The organism is Paenibacillus sp. Y660, assembly GCF_057221575.1.
In genome coordinates, this window is sequence record NZ_JBXBBJ010000018.1 from 75,379 (window position 1) to 87,215 (window position 11,837).

Genomic DNA, 11,837 nt, shown 5'->3' on the forward strand with positions numbered 1-11,837 from the left:
ATTCATAATCGTTCCGTTGTTTATGAAATTAACCATTTATCAGATCAATAATAAACGGCAGATTAAGGAGCAATCCTTGATCTGCCGTTTTGTATGTGAGTTTGTCGCCTCTTAGGCTGTGCTGCTGGTTATTGGCTCTTTCTAGTAAGCTAAGCATATATTTGTCCAACCGCTCGACCATTAATGCATCGGAAAGCCCAGTAACACCAAATGCTGGCCAGCCAGCATATACGGTAGGTGGTCCGAACAAAATATCGATCAAGGCTAAGAGTTCCCAATAGGGCTCATATTTGAAGGAAGGGCCGGCATGCTTCTTATAGGCAGTCAAAAATGCATCAGCGGTCTCTACATTGTACAGCTGGGCTAAATTTAATCGACAATGACCGATGTCTATGCCAGCAGGTCCCAGGCATGCGTTTACCCAATCGACAACACCGCTCACTTTGCCCAGTTCCCATAGCACGTTGGTCGGATGATAATCCCGATGAATAAAATTGTGCTTCACCTCAGGCTGCGGACCTTTTACAATCGCAATGACTTTTTCCCAAGATTCAGTAAAGGATGACCAAGAGGGAACCAGTAAGGTTGAAATGTCGTTATATGTGAAGTATGTCCACGGAAAGCGGTCGGCTTCAACCTTATGAATCTGAACGAGAGCTTCCGCCAAGCCATTGATCCACTTCTCCATACTAGGCGGCTGCAGCTCAACGGTACCAGGTAGATGTGTCATCAATACAGCAGGTATTCCGCATTCGTCGCCAGTCATGTCAAAAGCAAGGATTCGTGGTGTCGAAATACTCGCCTGCTCTGCCCATCGCAAGCTTTCTGCCTCATGATTAGGCAAATCCGGTTCTTCGCGCAGCCAATCCGCGTTGTCGAATTGCCGTAATATTACTTTTGAATCGACGTCATTCACTTGCAGTACGATGCTATGGACGATAGACGACATGCCGCCATGCAGGCGATGAATGGACTGAATGGCTGCCTGCGGGTGCACAGCATGGATTACCCACTGAAGCAAACGATCAGAAAGCTCATGTTTAAAATCAGCGTTCATCGAATATGCCTCCATTCTTGGGTCTCGCTTTCGCAAAGGAATCCCTTACATATATTGCTCCCATTCCTCATAAGCGGCCGATAGAGCATTTTTGCGCGCTTCAATAGCAGCTTGGATTTCTTGAATTCGGATATAGTCATTAAAAATCGCAGGATCAGCAAGCTGCTCCTCTAGCTCTGTTATTTTCTCCTCTAGAGAGGCGATTTCTTGCTCCAACCGCTCGAGCTTGCGCTGCTTTGCGCGCTCCTCCCGTTTCGCTTGCTTGTCAGCCTCGTAGGAACTGACAGGCGAATTGTCGGAAACAGCTGCAGATTTCGAGTTTGAAGCTTGTTTTGACAGCGCCTCAAGCCGAGCTTCCTCGATTTCATTTTTTTTCTCTATCATTTCGTCATAATTTCCTAGGAAATGATCCGTGCCTGACGGTTTAAGTTCGACAATTCGTTCTGCCATCTTGTTCAGGAAGTAACGGTCATGTGAAATAAAGAGCAGAGTTCCTTCATAATCAAGCAAAGCGGCTTCAAGCACTTCCTTGCTGAAGAGATCAAGATGGTTCGTAGGCTCGTCCAAAATAAGCACATTGGCGCCAGCAAGCATCAACTTGGCTAGCGAAACACGTGCTTTCTCACCGCCGCTCAGCGATGAAATCCGTTTCAGCACATCTTCGCCGCTGAACAAGAAGTTGCCGAGAACGGTTCGGATACGAGCTTCCTCCATATGGGCATAGCTGCCCCAAACCTCTTCAAGAACGGTGTTTTGGCCGTTCAGCCTCGTTTGCTCCTGATCATAATAGCCGAGCTTTACATGGGTTCCGAATCGAATCGTTCCTGTTGTGGGCTCGTTCTGACCGACGATCACCTTCAGCAGCGTAGATTTTCCAATACCGTTTGGCCCAATCAATGCTACAGTCTCGCCACGAGTAAGCTGGAATGAGACATTGCGGAAGATCGGCGAGTCTTTGCCGGGAAAAGTAACGGAAACATCCGTTACAGCCAGTACATCCTTGCCGGTCTGACGTTCGATTTCAAAAGTAAAATGAGCCTTTTTCAGGTCACCCTGCGGCTTGTCGAGACGGTCCATTTTGTCCAAAGCCTTGCGCCTGCTTTGCGCTCGTTTTGTTGTCGAAGCACGCACAAGGTTGCGCTGAACGAATTGCTCCATACGCGAAATTTCATCCTGCTGCTTCTCGAACTGCTTCATATTGATTTCGTATTCGGCAGCTTTCAATTCCATATAGCGACTATAGTTACCGGTGTACCGCTTGGACGTATGACGTTCGATTTCAATAATGGTTTGAGCGAGAGCATCTAGGAAGTAACGGTCATGGGATACGACTAGGATCGCTCCCGAATATCCGCGCAAATAAGATTCCAACCATGTTAATGTCTCAATATCGAGATAGTTGGTAGGCTCATCAAGCATGAGCAAATCAGGCGCTTGAAGCAAAATGCGGGCGAGTGCGAGCCGTGTCTTTTGCCCCCCGCTTAAAGTTGCAATTAACGTATCGGGCGGAAAGCTCCCAAAGCCCATCCCGTGAAGGACGCTGTTTATACGGGTGTTGATTTCGAAGCCGCCTTGCTCACGGTACCAGTCTGAGCGCTTGGCATATCGATCGAGTGTATCGGCATAACGCTTCTCATCTTCATGCAGCGCCGGATCAGCAATTTTGACTTCGAGGTCGCGAAGCTCTTGCTCTGCTTCGATTAAATGGGAAAAAACGGCGCGCATTTCCGCCTCGATCGTCCGATTGGATTGCAAGCCGCTATTTTGAGCGAGATAGCCGATTTTGGTTTCTTTCGCTTTGTGGATCGCGCCAGAATCAGCGGACATTTCGCCAGCGATAATTTTTAGAAGCGTTGATTTGCCGGCGCCGTTAACGCCTACGAGACCGATTCGTTCCCGTTCCTGTACCTGCATAGAAATATTGGATAATACGACATTTACGCCGTAGCTCTTCGTTACGTTAGAAACTTGCAGCAGCATTTTGAAACCTCCAACAAAAAAATTGTAAAGAACGTATGCTTTCACTACTCAACAGTGTACCATAAACGAGCGCTAACATTGGCGAAAGTTGCATAACAGTGGTAAACTACTATTAATGAAAGAAAATGATGGGATGCAGAATAGGTGAATGCTTTTGGCAGAGCAAAATCAACTTGACGATAAAGCTTATATACGCAATCAGATGGCAATGAAGCGAAACAGCTTGTCATCGGAGCAGCGGAAATTATGGTCAGAGCAGGCATGCGCGAACGCGGAAAAATGGCTTGAGAAATACAATGCAGCAGCTCTGATGGTTTACGTCTCTTTTCGGAGCGAGCTTGATTTAACCAAACTCATTGAATGGTGCTGGCGAACAGGCAGAGATGTTATCGTGCCAAGATGCGTCGCAACTGATCGATCGATGACGCTGCATTATTTGCGCAGCTTTGACGACCTTATGCCTGGTGCCTATGGCATCATGGAGCCTAATCCCGCTGTTACACTGCCGATCGACGATGGTTACGTACCAGATATCGTATTGGTTCCGGGGCTCGCCTTCGATCGACAAGGAGGACGTTTAGGTTACGGCGGTGGATATTATGACCGATTTGCGGAAGCGGCAATTAGAAGTGCCAATATCAATAATGCGACAAAAACGTTATGGATAGGCGTGTCGTATGAGGTACAATTCATTGATGATGTCCCTACATTGGAGCATGATCTCAAAATGGATGGATGGATAACGGAATCAGGCATTTTTATGCTTTAACAAAAAATAGAGGCAAGCTATAATAACGAAACGGCTTACACCTTCACCTGGTGCAGCAGTCGTTTACGCTAGAGGGAGCGATAGAGGTGGAGCTGACGCATTTTAACGAGCAGGGACGGGCGCGGATGGTAGACATCTCTGAGAAGGAAGTCACTTCTCGCACAGCGGTTGCCCAAACCAAAGTAACGATGAATCCGGACACATTAGCACAAATCAAAGCAGGCAAGGTAGGGAAAGGCGATGTGCTGGCAGTCGCTCAGGTTGCAGCAGTCATGGCCGCCAAAAAAACAGCTGATTGGATACCAATGTGTCATCCGCTCCCGCTCACAGGCATAAATGTAGTATTCAGCGATAATGGAACGGATGAGCTTTACATAGAAGGCACGGTAAAAACGACTGGAAAAACCGGTGTCGAAATGGAGGCGCTGACAGCTGTATCAGCCGCCGCTTTAACGGTGTACGACATGTGCAAGGCGCTGCAAAAGGATATGGTTATTGGACCTACGCAGCTGGTTTCCAAAACGGGCGGCAAAAGCGGTGATTACCGAATTTCGTCAAACCCATGAGCGGACTAGGGATGGGAGGAATGGTAAATGCGGTGGAAGGTAGCAATATTAACAGCAAGCGATAAAGGCTCACGCGGGGAACGTGAAGATACAAGCGCGCAGGTTATTCGTGAGTTAATTGAGGAAGAGCTTGGCGGAGAAATTGTCGATTACCGGATTGTGCCGGATGAGCAGGATGAAATTATGGCTGCTATCATAGAAATGACCGAGTATTTCCATGCTGATCTTGTGCTTACAACAGGCGGAACAGGTCTTGCCGAGCGCGATATTACACCTGAAGCGACGCTGAAGGTCATTGACCGCGCTGTTCCGGGACTTGCAGAGGCGATGCGGATGGGAGCGCTCCAAAAGACGAGAAGAGCGATGCTCTCCAGAGGAGTATGCGGTATTCGAGGCAGCTCGCTTATCGTGAACCTGCCAGGAAGTCCGAAGGGCGTACACGAGAGTCTGATGGCGATCATGGATCAATTGCCGCATGCTTTGGGCATTTTATCCGGACAGCTGGGGGAGCATAGCTTATGAGTCAAAACCTTGAGCATGCAGAGGACGGAACAGAGCAGCTTGGCACCACTATACTTAGAGAAGTGTCCGTATATGATGCGATTGGAATGCGGCTTGCCCATGATTTGACGCGCATTATTCCAGGCCAGTTCAAGGGTCGTTTATTCAAAAGAGGGCATGTCGTAGTGGAAGCCGATATTCCGAGCCTCCTCGATATCGGTAAAGAGCATATTTATGTTATGGAGCTTGGCGAGAACGAGCTCCATGAGGATGATGCAGCGATTCGCATGGCAGAGGCTCTATATGGGGATCAGTTGATATTATCTGAACCGCATGAGGGGAAAGTTAGCATAAAGTCTAATATGCTTGGCTTAGCATCTATAGATAAAGGCATTGTTGATGCCATTAACGAGCTAGGAGAAATTGCGCTGGCTACGATTAAGACAAATACGGTCGTCAAGCCAAGGCAACAGCTTGCGGCAACGAGAGCAATTCCGCTGGTAGTGTCGAAAGCGAAGGTCGAGACGGTAGAGAGGCTTGCTGCCGAATACCGTTTGGCTAACGGTGGAGCGTCGCCGATTCAGGTACGCTCCTTCCGAAAAATCCGCGCGGGATTGTTAACGACCGGCGGAGAAGTTTTTAATGGCAGAATTGAAGATAAATTTGGTCCGGCCGTAAGAAGCAAGCTGGAGGAGCTTGGATCAGAGGTTGGGGAGCAGCGATTTGCGCCTGATGACCGACAAACAATTGTCAAGGAAATACACTATTTGCTTGAGCAGCGGTATGATATGATACTAGTAACAGGCGGAATGTCGGTAGATCCCGACGATCGCACGCCAGGCGCGATTAAAGCCTCTGGGGCGGATATCGTAAGCTATGGAACGCCGATGCTGCCAGGTTCGATGCTGCTCATCGGATATTTGAACGGAGTGCCAATTATGGGCTTGCCGGGCTGTGTCATGCATGATCCTTATACGTCTTTCGATGTGCTGCTGCCTCGTATTTTGGCGGGGGATACAATCGTTCGTGAAGATATTATGAGCATGGGATACGGCGGGCTTTATGGCTGCTAGTGTATAACGCTTACGAGGTAGCATTACTGCGTAAAGCTTTGAGGAGGTAACATCATGTCAGGAATAGGTGCAACGGGTATTATTTTGCTCGTCTTGGTTGCTTTGCTTTTGTTTGGACCGAACAAGCTGCCAGAGCTTGGACGTGCATTTGGGCGGACGCTGCGTGAATTTAAAGCAGGAGCAAAGGATATCATGGATGACGACGATCGCAAGGACAAGGATTCAAGCCGTGTTGAAGTGAATCGCTCGGAAAATATCGAGAAAGACAATAAGCGGCTTCCGGACTAATCGGGCCCGCTTTTTTCTTGAACAAAAGGGTGTAAACGCTAAGCGAAGGAGGTAAGTGCAGGTGGGATCGGAAGCAAACAACCACTCGGACCAAAAATCACGCAAGGCGCTTCTGCGCGAAGAAGGGCTTATGCCGCTTCTAGAGCATCTCGGCGAGCTGCGGAAACGAATCGTATATGTGCTCATTATACTAACCTTAGGCTTAGTCGTTGGGCTAATACTCGCGCAGCCTACCTATAACTTTCTAATGAGCCAGAAGCCAGCCAATACGATTTCCTTACATACGTTCTCGCTTTGGGATGGTATCGGCATGTATATGAAATTTGCATTTGTTATCGCCTTGATTTTGGCATTGCCTGTTATTGCCTATCAGCTATGGGCATTCGTAAAGCCGGCATTGCGAAAGAACGAGCAGCGCTCCACATTGAAATATGTTCCTTTCGCTCTAATCATGTTTTTGATCGGACTGGCGTTTTCGTATTTTGTTGTGTTTCCGCTCGCGTTCAACTTTACAAGAACGGTCTCGCAGCATTTAAACCTTGAGGAAACGTATGGCATCGCTCAATATTTTACGTTTATGTTTAACTTATTGATTCCTATATCGCTCCTATTCGAATTGCCGCTTGTTATTATGTTTTTGACGGCTATTCGTTTGGTAAATCCGAAGCGGCTGCGCAAAATGCGTCGCCTTGCCTATTTCATTATGGTGCTTATCGGAGTTATGATCACGCCGCCAGATTTCATCTCCGATATTTTAGTGGCGATCCCGTTGATCATTTTGTATGAAATTAGCGTATTTCTATCCGGAACGGTGTATAAAAAGCAGCTTGCGGCAGATGCCAAATGGGAAGCGGAGTATGGAGAATCACCTAATCATGCTTAGAAGGAAGAAGAGGAAATTTCTCTTCTTCTTTTTTTGTTGACAAAACAAGCCTGCCTGCGCAATAATTAAACAATCGTTTAAAACAGTTGTTTAAATAGAGAGCGGGAGTGGATAAAGATGAAACATGCACTGCAAGCATTTATGAAAAGACCGACTACTTGGGTGGGCATTATTACTGCTCTGATGTTCCAAGTTATATTCTCGGTGATATGGATGACGGGCTATAACGGCGTCACTGATCGCGTGGATCAATTGCGAATAGCGGTTGTGAATGAGGACCAGCAAATGGGTCAACAGATTTCAAGCGGATTAATTCAAAATTTGCCTTTTGACATGAAGAAGGTAGACAGCTTTGAAGAGGCAAAGCAACTGCTTGACGAGCGTGAGCTTCAAATGGTTGTTGTCGTACCGGCAGATTTCTCGCAGAAGGCGGCTGCGGCGGACGGTACAGCATCCATTCGATATATCATTAATGAATCTAATCCTGCGCTTATCAAAAGCATTATGAGCGGAGCGGCTGCTCAAATTACAGCAGAGGTTAATCGTCAGGCTGTTACAGGCGGCATTCAATCGATGCTTGGCAACATGAGCATGCCTGCTGAGCAAGCGGCGGCAGCGGCTCAAGGATTGTCGCAGCGCGTTACGTCGGATATTCAGTCCACGAATGCGGTTCAAGGAATGAACAATCAGATGGTTCCGATGATGATGGTGCTTGCGTCATATGTTGGAGCCATGATCATGGGCATGAATTTCGAGCAGTCTTCGATGGCTGCGAGCGCTGCTGTCGGCAGATGGCGCCGATTTGGTGCTAGAAGCATCATTAATATTGCGGCTGCTGTGCTTGTATCATTGGTTGGTTCGACCTTGCTTGCTTCATTAGGCGGCCAAATGGATCAAGGCTTCCTTCACATTTGGTTGTTCCAGCTGCTGTTCCTGCTAACCTTCATTTTCGTATCCCAGATGTTTCTATACTTGTTTGGGATGGCGGGCATGCTGTTTAACATTATGTTTTTGTCGGCGCAGCTTGTTACTTCAGGCGCCATCGTACCGCGTGAATTATTGTCGGACTTCTACGTTAAGCTAGGTGACATCCTTCCGGCTACTTATGCGGTAGATGGAACGATGAACATCTTGTTCGGAGGTCCGGCTGCAACGCCTGACGCACTGAAGCTCGTCGTTATCGCGATTGTCGCGTTTGCAGTCAGCGTACTTGCTGTAGCGATAAAGCGGCAAGCTGTTCAGCAGCAGCAGCCTTCAGCCGTTATTGCCGGTCAGAGACAGTAAAGCGAAGCTTGGTCTTGCTGTTTGTCCAGAAATACATCAAAATAAAAGAAATAGGCTTTCATGGAGGACGATCATGACAACAGGAGACGCGGATATAAAAATCAGAATACTGTTAGCTGCCAAAAAGCTGTTTGCAAAGTACGGCTTCGAAAAAACGACCGTTCGGCAAATATGCGAGGAGGCAGGAGCTAACGTCGCGCTCGTGTCGTATCATTTTGGCGGGAAAGAAAATATGTTCGGTGCATTATTCGAGACTTTTTTTCCCAATGATCAAATCGCCAAGATTGACCCCTCCCTTGATCCTGTGAAAGGTGTAAATCTCATTATTCGCGAGGTAACAAGGTTTCGTTATAGCGACCAACAGCTGATCAGTATCATCCAGCAGGAAATCGTCATGAATACGGAACGCATTCAGAAAATCCGCAAGCATGTCATGCCGATGTGGAAGCTGCTGAGACACTGGCTAAAGCAAGGTGAAGAACAGGGATTGTTCCATTTCCGCTCGCTTGATACCGCATTGATGTCTATTGTCGGCGCCTTATTATTTCATAGACATACGGATTATTGGGCGATTTTGCTTGAGGAAGAGCATCCATCGTTTGAGGCGTTGAGCGAGGATTTGACTACATTCATTATGGGCGGCCTTCAATATAAGGAAATATAGCAAAAATCAACAAATACCGTACGCGAGAAATCGCTGTGCGGTATTTTTTTAAGAACAGCCAGCCTTCTATTATTGTCTAACTGTTGATACAATTTATAAGCATGCAAAAGGCGAGCGACTGCCTGCTTTATGGCTGAAAGACGATGAAGAAGTCCTGCTCGGTGCGGAACAAACGATAAAAAATATTTGTGACGTAAGTTTGGTGCAAGCAATAGAATGAGTCAGGAATGAATGTTGTCCCTTTGGGTATAGTGTAAATTATCGGAAAATTAAAACCAAGCACTTGAAATTAACTTTGAAAATGAGTATGATAAAAATAGTTGTTAGCACTTGAAGGTTACGAGTGCTAACGAGAATAAAAGAAGCAAAAATTTTGAAGGAGGCTATTTTCAATGATCAAACCTTTGGGTGAACGCGTATTGATCGAAGCAATCGCGAAAGAAGAAACAACCGCTAGCGGTATCGTATTGCCGGATTCGGCGAAAGAAAAGCCGCAAGAAGGCAAAGTAGTAGCAGTTGGCAGCGGTACGCTGAAAGATGGCGTTCGTATTGCTTTGGAAGTTAAAGAAGGCGACCGCGTTCTTTTCTCCAAATATGCGGGTACTGAAATCAAATACGAAGGCAAAGAGTATTTGATTATGAAAGAAAGCGAAATTCACGCGATTTTTGAATAGCAGCCCGATTAGGGTCACATAGAAGGCAAGACATAGCAGTTCTACTTAAACTATTTTTGGGAGGTTTTACGTTAATGGCTAAGGAAATTAAATTTAGTGAAGATGCTCGTCGCGCAATGCTGCGCGGAGTTGACGCTCTTGCAAATGCAGTTAAAGTAACACTAGGTCCAAAAGGCCGCAACGTTGTACTTGAGAAAAAATTCGGAAGCCCGCTCATCACGAATGACGGTGTATCCATCGCGAAAGAAATCGAGCTGGAAGACGCTTTTGAAAACATGGGCGCTCAACTCGTTAAAGAAGTAGCAACAAAAACAAATGACGTAGCAGGTGACGGTACAACTACCGCAACTGTTCTTGCACAAGCGATGATTCGCGAAGGCTTGAAAAACGTTACTGCAGGCGCTAACCCTATGGTTATCCGCAAAGGTATCGAGAAAGCTGTTAGAGCTGCTGTTGAAGAGCTGAAAGTGATCTCGAAACCAATCGAAGGCAAACAATCGATCGCTCAAGTAGCTTCGATCTCGTCTGCTGACGATGAAGTTGGTCAACTGATCGCAGAAGCAATGGAAAAAGTGGGCAACGATGGCGTTATCACTGTAGAAGAGTCGAAAGGCTTCGTTACAGAGCTTGAAGTGGTTGAAGGTATGCAATTCGACCGCGGTTACGTGTCCCCTTACATGATTACGGACACAGACAAGATGGAAGCGGTTCTCGACAACCCTTACATCCTGATCACTGACAAAAAAATTACGAGCATTCAAGAGATCCTTCCGGTTCTTGAGAAAGTCGTACAATCCGGCAAGCAATTGCTAATCATTGCTGAGGATGTTGAAGGTGAAGCTCAAGCTACACTAGTAGTGAATAAACTTCGTGGAACATTCACTTGCGTAGCGGTTAAAGCTCCAGGCTTCGGCGACCGTCGCAAAGCAATGCTTCAAGATATCGCTGCTCTTACAGGCGGCCAAGTGATTACAGAAGAACTCGGCCTTGAGCTGAAATCGACTGGGGTTGAATCCCTGGGTTCCGCTCGTCAAATCCGTATCACAAAAGAAACAACAATCATCGTTGACGGCAGCGGCAACTCCGCTGACATCGTTGCTCGCGTGAACCAAATCCGCGCTCAACTGGAAGAAACAACTTCCGACTTCGATCGTGAGAAGCTTCAAGAGCGTCTTGCAAAATTGTCCGGCGGCGTTGCAGTAATCAAAGTCGGCGCAGCTACAGAAACAGAATTGAAAGAGCGCAAGCTCCGCATCGAAGATGCCCTCAACTCCACTCGTGCAGCGGTTGAAGAAGGTATCGTATCGGGCGGCGGTACAGCCCTCATTAACGTATACAATGCCGTTGCTGCTGTTAAAGCAGAAGGCGACGAGCAAACAGGCGTAAACATCGTTCTTCGTTCCCTTGAAGAGCCGCTTCGCACAATCGCAGCTAACGCAGGCCAAGAAGGCTCCGTTATCGTTGAGCGTCTGAAAAACGAAAAAATCGGCGTAGGCTACAACGCAGCTACCGGCACATGGGTAAACATGTTCGAAGCTGGTATCGTTGACCCTGCTAAAGTAACGCGTTCCGCATTGCAAAATGCAGCTTCCGTTGCGGCTATGTTCCTGACAACTGAAGCCGTTGTTGCTGACAAGCCAGAGCCGAAGGGCGCAGGCGCTGGCATGCCAGATATGGGCGGCATGGGCGGCATGATGTAATAACATCATAAAAACCCTTGATATATCAATGATTAGAGGACCCTTCGGGGTCCTTTTTTTGTATAAGTAACGAAAGGTAACATTCCTTGCAAAACAGAGAGAAAATAAAGTTTTAGACTGACAGTGCGTCATTAAACTGACGGGCAAGATAACCTGACAGATTATTTTTCATGGAAAGGATTTACTTTGAAGAAAAATCTATATAGTTACAAGTGCAAGGGCGTAAACACTTATGTGTTTATACCCTCATTTATGTTTAAGTATGCTATCGAATAAGGAGCCATTCCTGTAATGAAGTAATTTGAGCTTTGAATGAAAAATGCGCCTCTAGTATACTGTGAATTGTTCCGGGAAGGACAAACCCACATACGAAAAGAGGCGCACAAATGAAGTATAAG

At 46.9% G+C, this 11,837-nt stretch carries 12 protein-coding genes; 10 read left to right on the forward strand and 2 right to left on the reverse strand.

What is annotated here, in order from left to right; all coding sequences use genetic code 11:
* Positions 1 to 28: 28 nt before the first annotated feature.
* Both AC2TDN_RS19055 and AC2TDN_RS19060 read right to left on the reverse strand, forming a co-directional pair.
* The gene (locus AC2TDN_RS19055; protein WP_484689764.1) at positions 29 to 1,057 is read right to left on the reverse strand and encodes a phosphotransferase family protein; all 1,029 of its coding nucleotides are present in this window, start codon (positions 1,055 to 1,057) and stop codon (positions 29 to 31) included.
* A 45-nt stretch (positions 1,058 to 1,102) separates the two neighbouring features.
* A complete protein-coding gene (locus AC2TDN_RS19060; RefSeq protein ID WP_484689766.1) occupies positions 1,103 to 3,037 on the reverse strand; it encodes an ABC-F family ATP-binding cassette domain-containing protein in 1,935 nt (644 codons plus the stop codon).
* 154 nt (positions 3,038 to 3,191) lie between these two features.
* Here AC2TDN_RS19060 and AC2TDN_RS19065 point away from each other — a divergent pair, with 154 nt between their 5' ends.
* From AC2TDN_RS19065 to groL, 10 genes are all read left to right on the forward strand, one after another.
* Entirely contained in the window at positions 3,192 to 3,806 is a 615-nt protein-coding gene (locus tag AC2TDN_RS19065; protein WP_482067629.1) for a 5-formyltetrahydrofolate cyclo-ligase, read from the forward strand.
* An 86-nt stretch (positions 3,807 to 3,892) separates the two neighbouring features.
* Complete coding sequence (moaC, locus tag AC2TDN_RS19070) at positions 3,893 to 4,372, forward strand: cyclic pyranopterin monophosphate synthase MoaC (RefSeq protein ID WP_482067628.1); 480 nt, start codon at positions 3,893 to 3,895, stop codon at positions 4,370 to 4,372.
* A gap of 27 nt (positions 4,373 to 4,399) precedes the next feature.
* Positions 4,400 to 4,894, forward strand: coding sequence for a MogA/MoaB family molybdenum cofactor biosynthesis protein (locus AC2TDN_RS19075; RefSeq protein WP_169087273.1), 495 nt, complete (start codon positions 4,400 to 4,402; stop codon positions 4,892 to 4,894).
* A complete protein-coding gene (locus tag AC2TDN_RS19080) occupies positions 4,891 to 5,946 on the forward strand; it encodes a molybdopterin-binding protein (RefSeq protein WP_484689768.1) in 1,056 nt (351 codons plus the stop codon). Before AC2TDN_RS19075 ends, AC2TDN_RS19080 begins: the two co-directional genes overlap by 4 nt.
* 54 nt (positions 5,947 to 6,000) lie before the next feature.
* Positions 6,001 to 6,234: a twin-arginine translocase TatA/TatE family subunit gene (gene tatA, locus AC2TDN_RS19085; protein WP_482067626.1), complete on the forward strand. Its 234-nt coding sequence runs from the start codon at positions 6,001 to 6,003 to the stop codon at positions 6,232 to 6,234.
* A 130-nt stretch (positions 6,235 to 6,364) separates the two neighbouring features.
* Positions 6,365 to 7,117 carry a twin-arginine translocase subunit TatC gene (tatC, locus tag AC2TDN_RS19090; protein WP_482067707.1) on the forward strand — a complete coding sequence of 251 codons (753 nt, stop codon included), beginning with the start codon at positions 6,365 to 6,367 and terminating at the stop codon, positions 7,115 to 7,117.
* A gap of 117 nt (positions 7,118 to 7,234) precedes the next feature.
* Positions 7,235 to 8,401: a YhgE/Pip domain-containing protein gene (locus tag AC2TDN_RS19095; protein ID WP_484689770.1), complete on the forward strand. Its 1,167-nt coding sequence runs from the start codon at positions 7,235 to 7,237 to the stop codon at positions 8,399 to 8,401.
* A 73-nt stretch (positions 8,402 to 8,474) separates the two neighbouring features.
* Entirely contained in the window at positions 8,475 to 9,065 is a 591-nt protein-coding gene (locus AC2TDN_RS19100; protein WP_484689772.1) for a TetR/AcrR family transcriptional regulator, read from the forward strand.
* A 392-nt stretch (positions 9,066 to 9,457) separates the two neighbouring features.
* Positions 9,458 to 9,739, forward strand: coding sequence for a co-chaperone GroES (gene groES / locus AC2TDN_RS19105; protein ID WP_484689774.1), 282 nt, complete (start codon positions 9,458 to 9,460; stop codon positions 9,737 to 9,739).
* Between the two features lie 74 nt (positions 9,740 to 9,813).
* The gene (gene groL / locus AC2TDN_RS19110; RefSeq protein WP_484689776.1) at positions 9,814 to 11,439 is read left to right on the forward strand and encodes a chaperonin GroEL; all 1,626 of its coding nucleotides are present in this window, start codon (positions 9,814 to 9,816) and stop codon (positions 11,437 to 11,439) included.
* The last annotated feature ends 398 nt before the right edge of the window (positions 11,440 to 11,837 follow it).